The organism is Bacillus sp. Je.9.29.b, from assembly GCF_051129925.1.
Classification (GTDB): domain Bacteria; phylum Bacillota; class Bacilli; order Bacillales; family Bacillaceae; genus Bacillus; species Bacillus safensis.
Window position 1 is genome coordinate 435,340 of record NZ_JBCPSO010000003.1, and the last position, 20,282, is coordinate 455,621.

Here is a 20,282-nt window from a genome sequence, read left to right on the forward strand (position 1 = left end):
ATCGAAGTCTTATCTGACGTTCATTGCATGTTTCTTGCGAAAGACTTCTGGCCATTTTTGACTGGCGAGGTCAGGGTTGTCTTGATAGTCAATCGGAATATCAATAATCACGGGTCCTTCTATGTTTATACCCTTTTGAAGGACGGTTGAAAGCTCCTCAGGTGAGTTGACCCTTAGTCCAGTCGCTCCAAAGCTTTCCGCATATTTCACTAAATCGATCTGCCCGAATTCAACGCAGGATGTACGGTCATATTTCATTTCCTGCTGGAACGCGACCATGTCGTATGTGCTGTCGTTCCAAACAAGGTGAACGAGGTTTGTTTTCTTCCGGACTGCTGTTTCTAGCTCCATTGCGGAGAAGAGAAAACCGCCATCACCTGAGACCGAGATAATCTTTTCATCTGGATTCATGATAGAAGCCGCAATTGCCCATGGTAATGCGACGCCTAATGTTTGCATGCCGTTACTCACCAGGAATGAGTTCGGTTCATAGACGCGGAAGTGACGGGACATCCAAATCGCGTGAGATCCGATATCACACGTGACCTTCGTGTCATCAGGAATCAGACGTCTCAATGTATGAATGACATCCAGCGGGTGAGATCGATGACTTTCTCTTTCTGGTGTCTTTTCAATGTTGCTTAATAGCTCCTGTAATTCAGTGACTAATTCTATGTTCTCTTTGCTTAGAGAAAGGGGAACACTGTCATGCGCTAGATGTTTGACGGTTTCAGAAATATTGCCTACAAGCTCAAGCGCTGGCTCATAAAAATGGTCAATATCTGCCTGCATGTCATCAACATGGATGATCTGACGCTGCTGCGGCTGAAGGTTCCAATGCTTCGGATCATATTCAATTGGATCAAAGCCAATGGTCAAAAGGACATCTGCATGTTCAATGAGAAGATCACCCGGCTGATTACGGAATAAGCCGATTCTGCCTACATATTGAGACTCGAGCTCTCTTGAGAGAACGCCGGCTCCTTGGTACGTTTCAACAAATGGGATACCAAGTGTTTTTAATAATGCTCTTGTGGCATTTGCAGCAGCTGGACGACTAGCTTTCATTCCCACAATCGCAATAGGTAAGTGTGCATTTTGAATTTTGGCGATAGCCGAACTGATGAGAGCATCTGGTGCAGGACCTAATTCTGGAGAAGGGTGAGCAGACACTGGTGTTTGTGTGGTGTGTTCTGTCACGACATCTTGTGGAAAGCTGATAAATGCTGCTCCAGCCTGCCCTTTTTGTGCCGCGCGAAAAGCATTTGTTAATGCTTCTGGTATATTATGAACGTCTTGTACTTCAACGCTATATTTTGTGACTGGTTTGAATAATGCCGCATTGTCGAGTGATTGATGTGTTCGTTTCAGACGATCTGCACGAATGACGTTTCCAGCGATTGCGACAACAGGATCACCTTCTGTATTGGCTGTTAATAGACCTGTTGCTAAATTAGATGCACCAGGACCTGATGTGACGAGACAAACACCTGGTTTGCCCGTTAATCGTCCGACAGCAGCTGCCATAAAGGCTGCATTTTGTTCGTGTCTGCATAGGACAAGCTCTGGACCTCTGTCTTTTAATACATCAAATACAGCGTCAATTTTTGCACCTGGAATCGCAAAAACATGGGTCACACCTTGAGCAATCAGCGTATCAACAATCAATTCTGCTCCTCGTCTTGTTAGGGGTTGTGCTTGAGATTTCATTTACCCCGCACTCCTTTCGGCAAGTAAAATTTTTTATGAAAATATATTTTCATGATATGATTTACTATACATTTCATAAAATAAATTTTCCAATATATGTTTAACGTGGTTTTGATATGTTTCACGAATAAGTGTGTGAGGAGTGAAAGGATGGAACTGAGACATTTGCAGTATTTTGTCACAGTAGCGGAGGAGCTGCATTTTGGCAGAGCAGCCGCGCGGTTGAATATGACACAGCCTCCACTTAGTCAGCAAATTAAGCAGTTTGAGGAAGAATTGGGTTTTCCTTTATTTCACCGGTCGAAGCGGGTGGTGGAGCTAACAGCAGCTGGAAAGGTCTTTTTACATGAGGTTCGGGGAGTGCTGCAGCAGCTTGATAAAGCGGTTGATCATGCCCGTCATACAGCAAGAGGAGAGCTGGGGAAAATCATCATAGGTTTTGTTGGAACGGCAACATATGATATTCTGCCGCCCGTTGTACGTGAATTCAGGGAGCTGTATCCCTCTGTCAGTATTGAGCTGCAGCAGCTTTCTGTCCCGCAGCAGCTAGAAGCACTTTTAAATGGTGAGATTGATATCGGTTTTTTACATCCTACATCGCCGCATGAAGAGCTAGTTAGTCGTTTGATGAAGCAGAGTGAATGTATTTTTGCGATTCCAAAAAATCATCGATTGGCTCAAAAAGAGACGGTCACGATTGAAGATATCCGTCATGAACCGATTATTTCTTTATCACAGGAATCATGGCCGTCTCTTTATCAGCACTTTGTCCTGCTATGTGAAAAGTACGGGTTTTCTCCAAATATCGTGCAGGAAGCGGCGGAATATCAAATGATCATTGGCCTCGTCACAGCAGGAATCGGTATTGCAGTGATTCCAAAATCAGCCCGGCGTTTATTTAATCTGGATGTTGTATATCGGGCCATTGAGGATGAACAGCTTCTGGCGGAATGGACGATTTCCTATAGACGGGAAAATCATAATCCTGCTTTATTTCATCTTGTCCACCATATCCTGCATCGCACCGAGCTGGAATAAGAGGTATAGGGAACGGGTTATGGTATGATGTCGTTACATTAAAAGGAGGCGTTCCTGAATTGATTACATTGCAAATGGATCAGCTGTCACGAAAAGAGGCATATAAACTATTATCTGGATCTATCGTCCCAAGACCGATTGCATTTATTACAAGTCTGTCTAAAGAAAATATCGTCAATGCCGCACCATTTAGTTTCTTTAATGTCATCAGCGGACACCCGCCGCTCATTGCGGTTTCTATCGGACGACGTGATGGTCAGATGAAAGATACTGCGCAGCATATCATCGACAAGAAAGAGTTTGTCGTCCATGTGAGTGATGAAGACATGATAGAAGATATTAATGAAACAGCTGCTACATTGCCTCGGGAAGAGAGTGAGCTGGATCGCACCGGACTTCATCAAGTAGAGAGTCATGTCATTTCAGTGCCGGGAATCAAGGAAGCGCGCATTCGTTTTGAATGTCAGCTGGAAAAACATCTGACCTTTCAAAATGATGAAGGGGAGATCACAGTTGATCATATCATTGGCCGGGTTGTATGTGCACATTTAGATGAGGCTGTTTATGATGCAGAAAAAGGCTATGTTTCTACTAATGAACTGAAACCAGTCGCTCGCCTAGCAGGTAATGATTATGCCCATTTAGGCACGTCATTTGTGCTGAAAAGACCACAGTAATAGGAAAACCCCCGAGGGAAATCGGGGGTTTTCTGTTTATTTCTTCTGTTCTAGTTTGAGTGGAGCTGCGATGTTCTTTTGTACCTTTTTCCCTTTTAATACATCGTTTGCAGCACCGACTGCCAGTTGACCGATCAGCTCTGGCTGCTGCGCAACCGTTGCAGAGAGCTTTCCTGCTTTAATTGAGCTGAGTGCATCTTCGTTTCCGTCAAAGCCAACGACAAGAATGTCTTTCCCAGAGCTTTGAATCGCTTCTAGTGCGCCAAGTGCCATTTCATCATTGTGGGCAAAAACGGCTTTGATGTCAGGGTTTCCTTGAAGGAGGTTTTCCATGACATTCAGTCCTTTTGTCCGGTCGAAGTCAGCAGCTTGTTTTGCTGTCACTTTTAAATCTTTATCCGCTATTTGATGGAATCCTTTTCCACGCTCACGTGTAGCGGAAGCGCCTGGTACGCCTTCTAATTCAGCGACTTTTGCTCCTTTGCCAACCTTGTCAATGATAAAGTTAGCTGCCATTTCTCCGCCTTTGACGTTATCTGAGGCGACAAGTGCTTCTACCTTTCCACTTTCGGCTGAGCGGTCTAATGTGATGACAGGTATATCTGAAGCGTTTGCTGATTCGACAGCGGTTGATATGGCAGATGAATCCGCTGGGTTGATGAGCAATGCGTCGACGCCTTGCTGAATAAGGTCTTCTACATCACTTGTTTGTTTAGCTGAATCATTTTGTGCATCTGCAATCACGACTTCAATGCCTAGCTTTTTCGCTTCTTTTGTCACACCGTTTTTCAGAGAAACGAAGAATGGGTTATTTAACGTCGAGATCGACAGCCCAATTTTGATGTCTTTTTTCTTGCCATCCTTTGATGACTTGGCCCACTCCGGCGGTTCAAGTGAGCAGGCAGAAAGCATGAACAATGAGAGAGTCAGGATGAGAATAAGATATTTTTTCATAGCGGCTGCCTCCTTAAGCAGATTTCTTTCTGTCTAATAGGACTGCAATCAAGATGACAATCCCTTTCACAACAGATTGATAGAATGATGAAACGCCAAGTAAGTTCATACCATTGTTCAGGACACCGATAATGAGTACCCCGATGAGTGTGCCGACAATTCGACCTCTTCCGCCGGACAGGCTTGTCCCGCCAAGTACGACGGCAGCAATGGCATCAAGCTCATAGGATGTACCAGCTGTTGGCTGCGCTGAATTTAGGCGAGATGTTAAGATCGCACCTGCTAAGGCAGACATGAAGCCTGCTAATGAATAGATCATAATTTTCACGCGCGGTACTTTGATTCCTGAGATGAGAGCCGCTTTTTCATTCCCGCCGATGGCATATGTTCTTCTGCCGAAAGGTGTTTTATGAAGCAGTACCCAAAGTACGATAAAGGTGAGAAGCATCGTGATCGCTGGAACAGGAATGCCTAAGAAATATCCGCGGCCGAATAACTGAAATGCATAGTTAGAGCCAAGCCCAGTAATCGGGTTTCCGTCTGTATAAACGAGTGTCAAACCTCTGAAAATTGTCATCGTGGCAAGCGTTGCGATAAATGGAGCCATCTTGCCTTTTGTGATTAAAAGACCGTTGATCATCCCAAGAACGGCACCGATGATACAGCCGACGATAATGGCTAAAATCGGATCCATGCCAGAAACGATAAAGCCGGCAGTCAGGGCACTGGACAGTGCAAGAATAGCACCGACTGATAAATCAATACCTCCAGTTAAAATAACAAACGTCATGCCAAAGGCAATGAGGGCATTAATGGAGATTTGTCTCAGTAAGTTTAAGATGTTTAATGGCTCTAAAAAGGCCGGGTTTAAAATAGAAACAATGGCGACAAGGATGATGAGTCCTAAGAATGGCCCAAGCTTTTGCATGATGTGATCAAATCGTCCATTTGAAGTAAGTGGTTTCATGTTACTTCCCTCCTGTAGCTAGTGTCATAATTCGTTCCTGCGTTGCTTCTGCTTTGTCTAATTCTCCGCTGATGGCTCCTTCATGAATGACGAGCACTCGATCGCTCATCCCGAGTATCTCTGGGAGTTCAGAGGAGACCATTAAAATGGCAACGCCTCGATCGGTCAGTTCATTCATTAACTGATAGATTTCTCGTTTCGCTCCGACGTCGACACCTCGTGTCGGTTCATCTAAAATCAAGACCTTCGGCTGTATGCCGATCCATTTGGCAATGACGACTTTTTGCTGATTTCCACCAGACAGGCTTCGGGCAGAGATGTCAGAGGAAGCCGTTTTAATCGTCAGTCTTTTAATGAGCAGGTCGACAAAATCCTGTTCTGTTTTCTTATCAATCAGTCCCTTTGGAGAGAAGCTTTTTAAGTTTGGCAGACCGATGTTTTCTCGGATGGATGCATCAAGCATCAATCCTTCATCCTTGCGATCCTCTGTGATAAAGCCGATGCCGAGCTTGACGGCATCACTTGGTTTTTTAATAACAGCCTTTTTTCCATGCACCCAGATTTCTCCTTGGTCAAGAGGATCGAGGCCAAACAGTGACCGCATCATTTCGGTCCGGCCAGCACCCATTAAGCCTGCAACACCGACGATTTCTCCAGCCTTAACTGAGAAGCTGATATCTTGAAATTGTCCTTTTCTCGTTGCTTGTTTCACCTCAAGGACAATGTCTCCTGTAGAAGGCGTTCGCTCAGGATATCGATCTGTCAATTCACGGCCGACCATTTTTTTGACGACTTCATGGAAATTCGTTTCAGGTATGGCTTTCGTATCGACCGTTTTCCCATCACGCATGATCGTAATCCGGTCACAGATTGCAAAGATTTCCTCCATACGGTGAGAAATATAGACAATGGAAACGCCTTCTTTTTTGAGAGATTCAATGACCTGGAAGAGCTTCTCGATTTCCCGTTCCGTTAGAGCTGCTGTCGGCTCATCCATGATGATGACCTTTGCATCGGTCATTAATGCTTTTGCAATCTCAATCATCTGTTTTTGTCCAACAGAACAGCTGCCTGCTTCTTGTTCAAGTGAGAGATTCACAGACAAACGGTCCAGCTGCGTTTGGGCGAGGGTCTTCATTTTCTTAGTATCTAGCAGTCCGAGTTTCGTATAGATTTCTTTCCCGATGAATAGGTTCTCCAAGACGGTCATATCCGGCCATATGTTGAGCTCCTGATGAATGAAGGCGATGCCGTGCTGCTCCGCTTCCTTCGGATTTTTGAAAGCGGTTTCTTTTCCGTCGATTTGTATCGTTCCTTGATCTAAAGAATAAAGACCTGTAAGCAGATTCATTAAAGTTGATTTTCCCGCACCATTTTCACCCATGAGTGCGTGGACTTCACCTGTGACGAGGTCAAAGGAGACCCCGGAGAGAACGGTGTTTTTTCCAAAAGCCTTATGGATGTTATGCATCTCTATGTTCATATCTGGCTCCTCCTTTTAAAAGATGACACCGGCATGAAGAATGCAGTTTGCGTATGGGGTGGCTTCACCCGTTCGAATGACTGCTTTTGCCTGTTTGGTCATGTCTTTGAACGTCTCGTGGTCTACTTCATGTAATGGATTTGAGAGCGCTTTCTTGAGAAATAAATGATCTCGTTCATTGGCTTCTTTGATTTCACTAGCTACAGTGATGTTTTCAACGGCCATTTCCTGAAGAAGGAGGGAGGTGACCTCCTGAAAGGATGGTGTGCCGATTGATAACGCCAGGTCGATTTTGACTGGACCTTCTGGGATAGGGAGACCACAGTCTGCGATGACGATTGTATCTGTGTGGCCAAGGTCAGCAAGCACCTTGGCGATATGGCTGTTTAGGATGCCGTTTTTTTTCATTTCTTTTTCTCCAATTCTTCTCTTGTTGGCATGCCGCCTTGTGCGCCAAACTTTGTGACGGACATTGATGCGGCAAGATTGGCAAAGGCAAGTGCGTCATAGAGGGATTTGCCTTCTGTTAGAGCGACAGCCAAGGCTCCGTTAAAGGTATCACCAGCTCCTGTTGTATCGACTGCTTCGACAGGAACGCCTGGAACCAACACTTCTTTCGTTCCATCAAAATATCGAACCCCATTTTTTCCTTCTGTGATCAGTAATTTGTTAGGGTATTGACGCAAGGCATCTCTGGTTGGCAGCCCATCAAACATCAGAACAGCTTCATGTTCATTCGGTGTAATGTAAGCAGCCTGATCTAAAACCTGCTTCGATACTTTACGGGCTGGTGCAGGGTTTAAAATGACAGGGATTTCTTTTTCACTGCAAATGGTGCAAACCGCTTCGACCGTTTCTTCAGGTATTTCCTGCTGGATGAGAACCATCCCAATATCATCAATTGTAGAAAGAGCATCACTTACATAGTCAGGAGTGACCTCGTCATTTGCCCCTTTGACCACAACAATGCTGTTATCACCTTCTGCTAAAATGATATGAGCTGTGCCGCTCTCCATTTCGGTAACCGGTTTCATATATGAGGTACGGACACCTTGTGCTTGTAAATTGCTAAGAATATCATGGCCATAAGCGTCATCACCAACTCGGCCGACCATATATACATCTGCACCGAGTCTGGCGCTTGCGACTGCCTGATTGGCACCTTTCCCGCCTGGGACCGTTTTAAACGATTCGCCTAAAACTGTTTCACCGGCATTTGGCCGTTTATCTGAAGTGACGACTAAATCCATTGAACAGCTTCCTACTACAACAATAAGACTCATTGTGAATCCACCTTTCTTGTGGTCTCTCGTTCAATAAAAGAGACGGGCATTTGAATAACTGGTTGATCTATCGGTTGTTTCTGAATCGCTTTGATTAACAGCTGTGCCGCTTCTTTTCCCATCTCATAGGCGGGCTGCCTTATGGTCGATAAGGAAGGGAAGAGCAACTCACTTTGCGGAATATCATCAAATCCAATGATTTGAACGTCTCCTGGAATCGCTTTTCCGATTCGAAGCGCTTCATGGATGACCGCTGTTGCAACGATATCATTGCTGGCAATGATCCCATCTGTTTCAGGGTACAGCTGGAAAAGGGCCTTGGCACTTTTTCGGGCTTCTTGAAAGGAAAAGGAAGCATTAGACATCACATGAAAGTCGACACCTGTTTCCGTGAGAACATCGAGTGCGCCTTTGAATCGCTGCCGCGCTGTTTGCAGATGGGCAGGTCCTTTTAACAGTGTGATCTGCCGGCTGCCGCGTCTGATTAATTCCATTGCCGCCATTTTCCCGCCAGCTGCAGCATCTGCAAAAACAGAAGGTGCATGTGGAACCGTTCGATCTAAAAACACAACAGGTAGATCATCATCATTGTATATATCTGATTCAGGTTCATTTGTGACCGCGATGACACCGACTACTTGATTTTGTTTAAAGGTTTGTAAGTATGCCATTTCTTTCTCTCGATCTTCATCACTGTTTCCGAATAATAACCGAAAACCGTGCGCATGAATCTCATCCTCAACGCCTCTAGCAAGCTGAGGAAAGAAGGGGTTTGTGATATCAGGCAAGATTAAGCCGATTAAGCGTGATTCTCTTTTGAAAAGGGATCTAGCCACTTCATTGGGAAAGTAGTTCAACTCCTGCATCGCTTGCGTCACGCGGGTTTTCGTATCTGAATGAACATATCCAGTATCATTGAGCACGCGTGAAACAGTGGCAACAGACACTTGTGCAGCTTTTGCAACATCTTTAATTGTAGCCAATGGAGAGCCTCCCTTCATAAATGTGTAACCGTTTACACACATAGATTATCACGAAAGCATCAAAATGACAATCTAAAAAAAATAAAAAAAGAAAAGAAAGAAGGCTTCTTCCTTTTCTTAACTAATAATACCTGTTTGTGTAATGTTCACTTTCACTTTTGGAATGATTTTCACCTTCGGATAATCGGTGACCCAGTTCATTTTTATATATTCATCATAGTGTTTTACCCTATATTTTCTGCCAAGGCTTAGGACGTCAGAATTTGCTTCTTGCAGGGCCGCAATGACTCTTTCGGCGTCTTTAGTCAAAATAGCTGACAGCTTTTTATTTAACATTTTAATTTTCTTGTCTGTATCTAAATTATCTTTCGGATATTCAATAATAGAGGTATTGAATTCAAACTCAAGAGAGAAGGTTACGTTTCGATGATCAGGATTGACGATTTTAATGTCTCTCTTTGTATCGGTAACTTGAATGCTGATGTAATTGTTCTCCTTTGATTTCATATCACTTCTTACTTTTTTTGTGAAGTTTGCATAACTGCCCATTTTTCCATCCATGATGGTGAGCAGAATGGCATCCTGCGCATAAAGTTCACCTTTCTTTTTCTCATTATCAAATAAGGCGACCCCCCTTACACTCGTTAACTTTTTTGAATTATCGTAGTAGAGTAATGGCAGTGTGAAATCCTCGCCGGTTTGCAGCATTTTGGACCGGATGTTTTGAATGTTCTTAGGTGCAACTTGTGAGGAGCGTGATGCAGAAGTGATCAGGTTGTTTAAATAGTCGCTCACAATCAGTTTTTCCTTGAGCAGAGAATTGATTAAGTCCACACAGCTCCCGCCTTGCACCACCGCCAAGTTTGCGAGCAAAGGGCTTTTGGGATCGCGATAAAACATATCTAAGTAAGGGAGCAGTCGGTTTTGGGCAAATTCATCACCGATTAGCAGCACCCGCATTTTCGACAAATCAATTTTTTGGTCTACACTCCGGCTAAAGTTGCTTCTTGCTTTTCTTAAAGTAGGCGCCTCGGTTGTGAGAACAGTAGTTAAATAACTGCCAGTATTCCCTTGCTGCATACTTTGAGATTGCTGCACCTTTCGATAGGTAATTGAATATTTCGCATTGTCATCTTCTCCTTGATCAACGGCTGAAGTTAAAACAAGAGAGATGTCTTTTAATAGGTTTTGATCCCAGCAGCCAGGCATGAAAATGAGAGAAACACACATAAGCAGCGTCAACATGTACTTATGATGCATATGATTTCACCTTCTTTTTGCGGTGTTTGATCAAGATGATAACGGCCATTATGATCGGAAGTGTGTAAATAAATGAATATTGTGCAGCGGTAGTGAAGTCGTTGAATCGCTGTATTCTAAAGTTATCAGTTGAGAGAAAACAGCTTGCAGCATAAATCAAAATGGCAAAATAATAGACATATTTTTTGTGTTTTTTTTTCTTCAGTATACTCGACACACCATTTGCACAAAAGTACAGGTAATTACTTAGTGTGGCTAGAATGACAAAGACCCAAAAGCTTAGGAAAATTAAATCTGTCCGCTCAATGACACCGAATGTAATGGTTTTTAACAGATACAAAACAGGATTCGGGATGACATCAAGCTCAGCCGGGCTGAAAAACATAAAACAAATTAATGTAATAAATAGGTAGTAAAGCGTCGTGCATATATTTGAAATGGTCATCACTTTATATCGTTGCTTAATGGTGCCCTTCATCAGTGGAGAGATGATCAAAATCATCTCGAATCCATTCATTGACAGTACCACGTCCTTCAATCCAAGCTGAAATTGAGAGATATCCGTTTGGAAAAAAGGCAGGAGGTAATCAATATTGGTTCCTTTCAATGAATAGAACATCAATAGAGAGAGCATGAGCAAAAAAGGAGTTAAGATAAAATTAAACCTGACAATGGCTGTAATTTGCTCCTTTGCGATATAGACAATGCATATCATCAGTAATAGGTTAATCACCCAGTTTGGTGTGAGCGGGAGCACCCATATGCCAAGAATCCTTGTGAATATAGAAAGGACCACAATGCAAACCGAAGCAAAGTATACCGTATAAAGCACGACCAAGGTGCGTCCAATCCATTTTCCAAAGACCTCAATCAGCGTTTGAAAGAATGACGTTTCTGGATATTTGTAGATGATATAAAGAAAAATGGTATTGATGATCTGGATGAAAAAACAAGCTAAAATAATTGCCATCCAGCCATCGTGTCCCATGTCTTTCATCAGCAAATGGGGGAGCGCTAAAATACCAACACCAATTTGAGACTGGATGATAAAAAAAACAGCTTGAGGTGGAGATATTTTATTTTTCATTTTTCTTTTCCCACCCTCTCAGTTCTTCAATTTGTTTTTTCTTCTGCGGATTTAAATAAACAGGGCGGTTTTTGTACATCCACATTGGGAGTCGAACTACAGTATCTTTTAAATCCTGCCAGTTAAAAGGAGTAACAGATGATAAATATGGTACCCCTAGTGATTCTAAGCGGCATAAATTCATGAGAATAATGGCGAGCCCAAATGAAATGCCAATAAAACCAAACATTGATGCCATAAACATGAGCGGGAAACGAAGCATCCTGATGGTGGACGTCATTTCAAACGATGGAAGTACAAATGAAGCGACAGCCGTCACAGCGACTACAATCACTTGGACATTCGAAATAAGTCCTGCTTGTACAACCGCATCCCCAATGACCAAACCACCTACGATTCCAATGGTCTGCCCGATTGGTTTAGGCAGACGTACCCCAGCCTCCCGTATAAGTTCAATCGTGATCTCCATCAGCATAGCCTCTATCAATGGAGGAAAAGGAATGCCAATAATAGAGTTCTTCATCGTAATAGCGAGTTCATCTGGGACAACCTCATAATGAAACGCAATAACAGCAATATAAAAAGATGGCAATATAACTGCGATGATGCAAGCAAGATAACGAAGAATACGAATAAACGTAGCAGGAATCCAGCGGCTGTTATAATCATCTGGTGACTGAAAGAAACTAAAAAACGTGATAGGCAGAATGATGGCCATTGGACTGCCATTCATGAGTACGACTATCCTGCCTTCAAGGATCGCAGATCTCACCTTGTCTGGACGTTCTGTGTCAATCAGCTGCGGGAAAATAGAAAATGAATCTTCCTCAATTGCCTCAACGATAGAGCCAGGACTTATCAGTGTGTCTACTTTAATAGAAGAAATCCGTCTGTTGACCTCTTCGACCTTTTCTGGATTGGCAATATCAGATATATACACCGTCGCAAGCTTTGTTTCCGATTTTGTACCGACCTTATGATATTGAATGGCGAGCTTCCGATCATTTAAATGCGAACGCAGTAAGTAGATATTGGTATCAATACTTTCAACAAACCCATCATGTGCGCCGGCGATAATACTTTCAGAAGATGGCTCCGAAATAGAGCGCAGCGGCGGCTGTCCGACAGCAAATAGCTTGATTTGCGAGGAGTTTTCATCAAGAAAGGCAATACTTCCTGCAATAATACTGTCTGTGATCAGCGTCAAGTCGCCTGTTTCAAGTGTGCTAAGAGATTTTGTATAATCCTGCTTTCCAGGAGGGCCTAACAAGTTTCCGATAATGAAATCATTTAGCTTTCCTTCATCTATTCTTGTTTTAATAAAAAACAGCGCAGATTTCGTTTCATTCACCATCAACTCTCGGTATTCAAAATCGCCGCTTTGCTGAAATGTTTTTTTTAGGATACGGATTTTTTCCTCAAAGCTTCCTGATAAAAAGTGCAGGCGTGTTTGCTCATTATTGTTTGGCATCTTTAGCCTCCTCTCACAGATTTTTTATCCATAGTGTAAGCGGAGAAGCGAATTTTATTCGTCACCTTTGGGGAAAGCATGACATGAGCTGACAATTTTCAACTAAATTCATATTAAAAATGTTAAGAAATGATGAATCTTGATAAAAACAAATGAATAATGTTTCATTGTTTAGGTCATAAGGTGCGAATCTCGTAAAGAGAAGGTACACCGAAACGATCAATATTTTACATCTTATCCCAATTTTTTGTGACCTGAAAATAAGCAGATGACTTGATTTTTTTAGATGTGACCTTTGTCATAGGTCAACGCGCAGCAATCTGACCAATGAGAATGACTTTCTAACCTGTTCATTCAAAAATATAAAACATTCCAAAACACGCACTATTCATTTAAAGCACTGATATGACTGTTGTTATAGAGAAGAGCGGGCTTTAAAACATTGATTCAAAATACATCTTAATAATTGTCAAAAAATTTAGGGAGAAAAGGACAAAAGATTTTTGGATCATTGATGGTAACGCTTTCTCATGAATTCAGCAGAAATTCAGACTGATTTTTGTCCGCCTTTTGACCTTTTCATTTAAAGGATGGATAGGCAAAAAAGCCTTCTGATTAGAGGAATTTGGCATACGAGGAAGTGAAAGATTATGTTACATAATACCGATTGTGATTTTATGCTGAACAGATATACTGTTGATTGAATTTACATATCACACTCATAAAAAAAGGAGATGTAGATAGCGATGTGGTTAATCGTTATAGCCTGTGTCATCATGTTAGGGATTGGCTTTATTGAAAAGAAGCGTCATCAGAAAAATATCGATGCCCTGCCGGTGCGCGTCAATATTAATGGTATTCGCGGAAAGTCTACCGTCACAAGATTGACAACCGGTATCTTAATGGAGGCAGGTTATAAAACTGTCGGTAAAACAACGGGAACGGATGCAAGAATGATTTATTGGGATACGCCAGAGGAGAAACCGATTAAAAGGAAACCGCAAGGACCGAATATCGGAGAGCAGAAAGAAGTTATGAGAGAAACAGTTGAAAGAGGAGCAAATGCCATCGTCAGTGAATGTATGGCGGTAAATCCAGATTACCAAATTATCTTTCAGGAAGAGCTGCTTCAAGCAAATATTGGCGTGATCGTAAACGTTCTTGAAGACCATATGGACGTCATGGGGCCGACACTTGATGAAATAGCAGAAGCCTTTACAGCGACAATTCCTTACAATGGACACTTGGTTATTACGGATAGTGAATATACAGATTTCTTTAAAGAGATTGCGAAAAAACGCAACACAGAAGTCATTGTTGCAGATAATTCCAAGATTTCCGATGAGTTTTTGCGGAAATTTGAGTACATGGTTTTCCCAGATAATGCTTCACTGGCACTTGGTGTTGCCCAAGCATTAGGGATTGATGAAGATACGGCATTCAGAGGAATGTTAAATGCGCCGCCTGATCCAGGAGCGATGAGAATTCTTCCATTAATGGACGCGAAAACACCTGGACACTTTGTTAATGGATTTGCGGCAAATGACGCAGCATCTACATTGAACATTTGGAAGCGTGTGAAAGAAATTGGATATCCAACAGATGAACCGATTATTATTATGAACTGCCGTGCAGATCGGGTAGATAGAACGATCCAGTTTGCGGAGGATGTACTTCCATATATTGAAGCAAGTGACCTTGTCTTAATTGGTGAAACAACTGATCCAATTGTGAAGGCATATGAGGAAGGGAAAATTCCGGCTGACCACTTACACAACCTTGAATATCAATCTACAGAAGAAATTATGAATATGCTTGAGAAAAAGCTTCATAATCGAGTGGTTTATGGAGTCGGCAATATCCATGGTGCCGCTGAACCGTTAATCGAAAAAATTCAAGAATACAAAATTAAGCAGCTTGTCAGCTAGGAGGAAATATAGAAAATGTTCGGATCAGATCTTTATATCTCGTTAATTTTAGGTGTTCTACTTAGTTTAATCTTTGCAGAAAAAACAGGAATCGTACCAGCTGGACTTGTTGTTCCGGGTTATCTGGCGCTCGTATTTAACCAGCCAGTCTTCATTTTAGTCGTCTTATCTGTCAGCTTGCTTACGTATGTGATCGTTCGCTTTGGCTTATCAAAATTCATGATTTTATATGGACGCAGAAAGTTTGCTGCGATGCTGATTACAGGGATTGCCTTAAAGCTGATATTTGATTTCTTCTATCCAGTGGTCCCATTTGAAATAGCAGAATTCCGCGGAATCGGAATCATCGTCCCTGGATTGATTGCGAATACGATTCAAAAGCAAGGTCTTACAATTACCCTTGGAAGCACGTTACTTCTAAGTGGTGCAACATTTGCCATCATGTATGTTTACTATCTATTTTAAGATAAGGTGTGTCCAATGATGAATAAAAAATTGAGCTTTCAGGAAAAGCTGCTGAAAATCACAAAGAATCAAAAGAAAAAGACGAATAAACACGTACTAATTGCTTTACCGATCGTCATTGCTTGTACATTTCTATTTACGTTTATCGGGAAAGCACAAGTGCCAACTGTACAAAAGAATCCAGAAAACATCCTGACCGCTTCGTTTGTCGGTGACATTATGTTTGGAAGAAACGTAGAGAAAGTAACAGACCGCTATGGAAAAGAGCATCTCTTTCGTTATGCCAAGCCATATTTTGATGTGTCAGATTATGTGACAGGTAACTTTGAACATCCTGTCGCATCAGATAAAGAACAGGCAGCGCAAAAGAATATTCATTTAAAAACTGATGAAGATTCTGTCCAAGCGTTGAAGGATTTAAATTTCTCTGTCTTAAACTTTGCGAATAACCATGCGGCAGACTATGGTGAAAAAGGACTGAACAACACGATCAATGCCTTTGAACAAAATGGCATGGATTATACAGGTGCAGGTCGTAACCTCCAAGATGCGAAGCAGAACATTTCGTACAAAGAAGTAAATGGTGTCAAAATTGCTACACTTGGTTTTACAGATGTGTATGGGAAAGATTTCAAAGCAACGAATCGCCAGGCGGGTATTCTGCCAGCCGATCCATCTATCTTTATTCCGATGATTTCGCAGGCTGCTGAAAAGGCAGATCTCGTCGTTGTTCATGCTCACTGGGGACAGGAGTACAACAATGAAGTAAACGACAGACAAAGAGAATTGGCAAGAGCGATGTCTAAGGCCGGAGCCGATATCATTATCGGTGCTCATCCGCACGTCCTTGAACCAATGGAAGTCTATAACGGAACGGCGATTTTCTATAGCCTAGGAAACTTTATTTTTGACCAAGGCTGGTCAAGAACACGTGATTCTGCACTTGTTCAGTATCATCTGAATGAAGATGGAAAAGCGACATTTGAAGTTGTGCCAATGTACATCAAAGAAGCAACACCTGCTCCAGTAAAAGCAGGATCTCTAGAATCAAAAGCCATTATCCGTATGCTGACCAATGGAACGAATGCGGATTGGAAAGAAAAAGACGGACACATTTTCTTTGAAGTAGATCACGCTGATAAAGTTAAAAACTTAAAAGAAAACGGAGGGAAAGAGAAGAAATGAAATTCCTAAAAGCAAGCTGGCCGTTTGTTGCGTTAATTTTAGTCTTTGTCTTTATGTCTGCTTTTAAATTTAGTGACAGTCTGACAGATCACGAAAAACAAAAGATTTCGGTTGAAATGCAGAAAATTGAACAGCAAAAGCAGTCAAAAGCGGAAGCAGGTAAATAACCTAAAAAGGATAAAGGGCACGCACATCGCGTGCTCTTTTTTTGTCGAAATACGGTGTAAAATGAAAGGTGTCATGACGAAACTATAGAAGAAAGGAGGGAAAGGATCATGAAATGGAAAGGAATGTTGATTGGAGGGTGTGCGCTCGTAGGGCTGATGTTCATGTCCCAAACAGTGGTTTCTGCTCAAACACCATCTCTTTTGGAGCAAGCGGAAAAGCTCATTGGAACACCTTATCATAAAGGAGGAACCGATCCAAAAACGGGCTTTGATGCATCTGGGTTGATTCAATATGTGTACAAGACATCCGAAACATTTGATTTGCCGCGGAAGGTAATCGACCAATATCAGATTGGAAAAAAGGTATCATGGGATAAAGCGCAGCCCGGTGACCTTGTGTATTTCCGAAGCCTTGAAGAAACGAAGGATATCCCAACACATGTGGCGTTGTACGCTGGGAACAATCAGGTGATCCACATCACGCTTAGTCAAGGTGTGGTGAAAACAGATGTCAGTAAAAGCAAATATTGGACTGATCGATTTTATGCGGTCAAACGACTGCCCGGTACGCAAGAAATTTCTGATGACCCTCTTGTGAAAGATGCGCTGACCTATTTAGGAATTCCTTATGTGTTTGGAGGAGCAGATCCAAAGAATGGATTCGATTGCTCAGGATTTTTACAGTATTTATTTGAAAAATCGCTTGGGATTTATTTACCTCGAAGTGCTGAACAGCAGTGGATCGTTGGAGAAAAAGTGGCATTAGGCGATATCCGCCCTGGGGATTTTGTCTTTTTTAGCAACACATATAAGCCCGGAATTTCTCATGTAGGTATGTATATTGGAGGCGACCGCTTTATTCATGCGAGCCGTTCTGAAAGTGTGACAATTTCTTATTTGTCTGAATCGTATTGGCGCGAAAAATGGACAGGTGCGAAACGATTAACAGATCTGGAGCTTGCGAAAGAGGATCCTATCGTATCAAAAGCCGCTACGTATATTGGTGAAGTCCCTTATGTCAAAGGCGGTACGAACCCAAAGGAAGGATTTGATACAGCAGGGTTCACGCAGTACGTGTATCAAAAAGTGCTTGGCATTGAGCTGCCTCGCTATGCATCAGGTCAAGTTAAAGCAGGTACACCTGTGAAACGTTCTGAGCTTAAGCCGGGAGATCTTGTCTTCTTCAGCGGTACATCATTGATGCCGGCGATATATGCAGGATCAAATCAAGTCATTCATGTGACGGTCTCAAACGGTGTTGTTTTAACCAATATGAAAACAAGTATGTACTGGAAGGACAAATATGAAACGGCTGTTAGAATCAAAAAATAAAGAAAAAGCCCGATCAATACTTGTATCGGACTTCTGGACTTCTCTCTAGGCGCTGATCAGACAAGCGTCTTTTTTTCATGGAATTGATTTTGTAAAAGAAGATCAATAAAATAAGCGACACCGTCTTCATGATTTCCTTTTGTGATGAAGGTGCTCTTTTCTTTAATGACATCAACAGCATTCCCCATTGCAATGCGGTGGCCTGCTTCTTCAAACATAGAAAGGTCGTTTGGGCTGTCACCAATTGCATAAATATGTGAGCGGTCTACACCATAATGGGCTGCGAGCTTTTTCAGGGCATGTCCTTTTCCAGACTCTTTTGGCAGCACCTCAATAATATGTTTACCAGACGAGGTCAATGAAAGCTCGGGCATGTCTGAAAGAAGATTTCGTGCTTCGTTCAGTTTGTTCATATCAAACGAGAAGCAGAGTAATTTATAGGTCGGTTCGTTCGACTCAAAAATCTCACGGATATCATCCACTGGTTTGATGCCAAATTGTTTAAATTGCGTCATGGCTCCTTCCCATAGATCAGCGAGATCCTCATTTGGGTTTGCGCTTTTGATCAGATCAAATTCTGCTTTCAGCTTCTCTTTTCCATCAAAAGGAGAGAGGAGAGCATCATCTGTATAGACTTCAAAGTAAATGTTTCGTTCCACTAGTGCCTTTGCAGCCCGCTTGCCCGCTTCTTGGTCCAATGTGATACGGCTGAAGAGCTCGTATCCTTCTGTATGGACAGTCCCGCCGTTTGCCGCAATAATGGGGATGTCTAAATCGCCAAGCAGCTCCTTTACATCAAAAGTTGCCCGCCCTGTACAGATGGTCACAATATATCCAGCTTCCTTTGCACGAATCAATGCCTCACGGTTTTGAGCGGATATTTCACTTTTTGTATTTAAGAGTGTACCGTCTAAATCAATCGCAATCATTTTTTTCATCGCTGTCAAATCCTCCTTCATTCATGCAATAGCCTCTTCAAAGTATGTACGATTTCCTTCATTCTCATAAAAAAGGAAGGTTGATTCCTCTCTATCAAGGCTAAACAAAAATGAGTGAATGATCAAGGAAATAAGAAAAAGCGCCCTCTTAGGGACGCTTCTATTTATGATAATTCAAGCTGCTTCTTCAATTCTGTTTTTACTTCGTTCAGCTGGTTTTGATCCAATTGGAAATAATAAACGCCGTTTGGCTGGTAATCAGATCCTTTAAGCTGAATGGTATCAACCGATTTCAATGAGGTCAGAAGCGGGAAAAGACCGACTAACTCCTTCATAGAAAGGGTGGTTGACACATTATCACCGAGTGTATCAATGATATTGTCGTATGACGGAATAGATGTTAATGATTTTGATTTATCAAAAATGGCTTTTAACACTTCCATTTGTCGCTGGCCACGCATTAAGTCACTATCTGCTTTTCTCGTTCTCACATATGCGAGCGCTTGATCACCATCTAGTGTATGAGTTCCAGTTTGAAGCACAACCTTGCCTTTTGTATCCTTTTTAATCTGTTTCACAAGGTACTCATCCTTGATGTTAATAGGAACACCGTTTAATTCGTTGACGATTTCTTTAAACGCTACGAAATTACTTTGGATGACAAAATCGACCGGAATATCTAGTAAATCTTCAACTGTGCTCACTGTTAGATCTGCACCGCCAAATGCGTGTGCATGAGTAATTTTATCAAAACCGTGGCCTGGAATATTAACGTATGAGTCCCTAGGAATGCTTAATAATTTAACGGTTTTATTTGTGCGGTTTATGGTTGCCAAAACCATTGCGTCACTTCGTGCTTGTTTCACTGTTTCGCCCGGTCTGCTGTCAATTCCAAGCAGCAAGACAGAAAAGCTGTCTTTTCCTGGATCGAATGCTTCAATCCGTTTCACAGATTGTGCGCCGCGATCAAGAGATACTTGAGCCTTTTTGGCAGCATTTGTTATTTTATAGTAGGCATAGCCTGTGACTGAAGCAGTTGTCAGTAAAAGAATACTAATGATAAAAAGAGTGACTTTCACCCATGGTTTTAAACGCTTTTTTCCTTTGCGTTTACTTCGTGATTGATCCATATATTTTAAACCCTCGCTATGATTTTATAGTAAAGATATCCTTCTTTCTGCTTACAAACTAAAACAAATATACCTTAAAACGGGATATAGTGCGACATTTTTTTCACTAACTCTTAATTGACGTTTTCTTCTCGTAAAAAGTTTCAAAGATACACAAATGAAATATATTTGTCATAAAACATCGAAATGTTTGAAATGACAGGAAGTGAGGAAAATGACTTTTC

At 42.1% G+C, this 20,282-nt stretch carries 19 protein-coding genes; 7 read left to right on the forward strand and 12 right to left on the reverse strand.

Annotated elements, in window-relative coordinates:
• Positions 1 to 9 precede the first annotated feature (9 nt).
• Positions 10 to 1,710 carry an acetolactate synthase AlsS gene (gene alsS / locus AAZR19_RS08430; RefSeq protein WP_041108109.1) on the reverse strand — a complete coding sequence of 567 codons (1,701 nt, stop codon included), beginning with the start codon at positions 1,708 to 1,710 and terminating at the stop codon, positions 10 to 12.
• A 150-nt stretch (positions 1,711 to 1,860) separates the two neighbouring features.
• On the opposite strand from alsS, the gene alsR reads away from it, so the two are divergent.
• Both alsR and AAZR19_RS08440 read left to right on the forward strand, forming a co-directional pair.
• Positions 1,861 to 2,748, forward strand: a complete 888-nt coding sequence (alsR, locus tag AAZR19_RS08435) for an acetoin biosynthesis transcriptional regulator AlsR (RefSeq protein WP_041108107.1) — start codon at positions 1,861 to 1,863, stop codon at positions 2,746 to 2,748.
• Between the two features lie 59 nt (positions 2,749 to 2,807).
• Entirely contained in the window at positions 2,808 to 3,425 is a 618-nt protein-coding gene (locus tag AAZR19_RS08440) for a flavin reductase family protein (protein WP_041108105.1), read from the forward strand.
• A 36-nt stretch (positions 3,426 to 3,461) separates the two neighbouring features.
• Here AAZR19_RS08440 and rbsB read toward each other — a convergent pair whose 3' ends face one another.
• The 9 genes from rbsB to AAZR19_RS08485 all read right to left on the reverse strand — a co-directional run bounded on the left by rbsB (position 3,462) and on the right by AAZR19_RS08485 (position 12,913).
• Positions 3,462 to 4,379, reverse strand: coding sequence for a ribose ABC transporter substrate-binding protein RbsB (gene rbsB / locus AAZR19_RS08445; protein ID WP_041108103.1), 918 nt, complete (start codon positions 4,377 to 4,379; stop codon positions 3,462 to 3,464).
• A 13-nt stretch (positions 4,380 to 4,392) separates the two neighbouring features.
• Positions 4,393 to 5,346: a ribose ABC transporter permease RbsC gene (gene rbsC / locus AAZR19_RS08450; RefSeq protein WP_024423678.1), complete on the reverse strand. Its 954-nt coding sequence runs from the start codon at positions 5,344 to 5,346 to the stop codon at positions 4,393 to 4,395.
• A gap of 1 nt (position 5,347) precedes the next feature.
• Positions 5,348 to 6,829: a sugar ABC transporter ATP-binding protein gene (locus tag AAZR19_RS08455; RefSeq protein WP_076840219.1), complete on the reverse strand. Its 1,482-nt coding sequence runs from the start codon at positions 6,827 to 6,829 to the stop codon at positions 5,348 to 5,350.
• A gap of 15 nt (positions 6,830 to 6,844) precedes the next feature.
• Positions 6,845 to 7,237 carry a D-ribose pyranase gene (gene rbsD / locus AAZR19_RS08460; protein WP_076840217.1) on the reverse strand — a complete coding sequence of 131 codons (393 nt, stop codon included), beginning with the start codon at positions 7,235 to 7,237 and terminating at the stop codon, positions 6,845 to 6,847.
• Positions 7,234 to 8,112: a ribokinase gene (gene rbsK / locus AAZR19_RS08465; RefSeq protein WP_163114782.1), complete on the reverse strand. Its 879-nt coding sequence runs from the start codon at positions 8,110 to 8,112 to the stop codon at positions 7,234 to 7,236. The genes rbsD and rbsK overlap by 4 nt, the downstream gene beginning before the upstream one ends.
• On the reverse strand, positions 8,109 to 9,095 hold the full coding sequence (locus tag AAZR19_RS08470) for a LacI family DNA-binding transcriptional regulator (protein WP_024423674.1): 987 nt from the start codon (positions 9,093 to 9,095) through the stop codon (positions 8,109 to 8,111). Before AAZR19_RS08470 ends, rbsK begins: the two co-directional genes overlap by 4 nt.
• A 117-nt stretch (positions 9,096 to 9,212) precedes the next feature.
• Complete coding sequence (locus AAZR19_RS08475) at positions 9,213 to 10,355, reverse strand: Ger(x)C family spore germination protein (protein WP_076840213.1); 1,143 nt, start codon at positions 10,353 to 10,355, stop codon at positions 9,213 to 9,215.
• Positions 10,345 to 11,442, reverse strand: a complete 1,098-nt coding sequence (locus tag AAZR19_RS08480) for a GerAB/ArcD/ProY family transporter (protein WP_076840212.1) — start codon at positions 11,440 to 11,442, stop codon at positions 10,345 to 10,347. Before AAZR19_RS08480 ends, AAZR19_RS08475 begins: the two co-directional genes overlap by 11 nt.
• Positions 11,432 to 12,913, reverse strand: a complete 1,482-nt coding sequence (locus AAZR19_RS08485; RefSeq protein WP_076840210.1) for a spore germination protein — start codon at positions 12,911 to 12,913, stop codon at positions 11,432 to 11,434. Before AAZR19_RS08485 ends, AAZR19_RS08480 begins: the two co-directional genes overlap by 11 nt.
• A 746-nt stretch (positions 12,914 to 13,659) precedes the next feature.
• Between AAZR19_RS08485 and pgsB the strand changes: the two genes are divergently transcribed.
• The 5 genes from pgsB (at position 13,660) to AAZR19_RS08510 (ending at position 17,990) form a co-directional block, all read left to right on the forward strand.
• Positions 13,660 to 14,841, forward strand: a complete 1,182-nt coding sequence (gene pgsB / locus AAZR19_RS08490) for a poly-gamma-glutamate synthase PgsB (RefSeq protein ID WP_024423670.1) — start codon at positions 13,660 to 13,662, stop codon at positions 14,839 to 14,841.
• A 15-nt stretch (positions 14,842 to 14,856) separates the two neighbouring features.
• Entirely contained in the window at positions 14,857 to 15,306 is a 450-nt protein-coding gene (gene pgsC / locus AAZR19_RS08495) for a poly-gamma-glutamate biosynthesis protein PgsC (RefSeq protein ID WP_007497520.1), read from the forward strand.
• An 18-nt stretch (positions 15,307 to 15,324) separates the two neighbouring features.
• Positions 15,325 to 16,491 carry a CapA family protein gene (locus tag AAZR19_RS08500; RefSeq protein WP_024423669.1) on the forward strand — a complete coding sequence of 389 codons (1,167 nt, stop codon included), beginning with the start codon at positions 15,325 to 15,327 and terminating at the stop codon, positions 16,489 to 16,491.
• On the forward strand, positions 16,488 to 16,658 hold the full coding sequence (locus tag AAZR19_RS08505; protein WP_087976066.1) for a hypothetical protein: 171 nt from the start codon (positions 16,488 to 16,490) through the stop codon (positions 16,656 to 16,658). Before AAZR19_RS08500 ends, AAZR19_RS08505 begins: the two co-directional genes overlap by 4 nt.
• Before the next feature lie 108 nt (positions 16,659 to 16,766).
• On the forward strand, positions 16,767 to 17,990 hold the full coding sequence (locus AAZR19_RS08510) for a C40 family peptidase (RefSeq protein ID WP_163114785.1): 1,224 nt from the start codon (positions 16,767 to 16,769) through the stop codon (positions 17,988 to 17,990).
• Positions 17,991 to 18,046: 56 nt separating this feature from the next.
• Here the strand turns inward: AAZR19_RS08510 and AAZR19_RS08515 are convergent, their stop codons facing one another.
• A complete protein-coding gene (locus AAZR19_RS08515; protein ID WP_204305229.1) occupies positions 18,047 to 18,928 on the reverse strand; it encodes a Cof-type HAD-IIB family hydrolase in 882 nt (293 codons plus the stop codon).
• A 164-nt stretch (positions 18,929 to 19,092) separates the two neighbouring features.
• Positions 19,093 to 20,058: an LCP family protein gene (locus AAZR19_RS08520; RefSeq protein WP_025093927.1), complete on the reverse strand. Its 966-nt coding sequence runs from the start codon at positions 20,056 to 20,058 to the stop codon at positions 19,093 to 19,095.
• Positions 20,059 to 20,282: the final 224 nt, after the last annotated feature.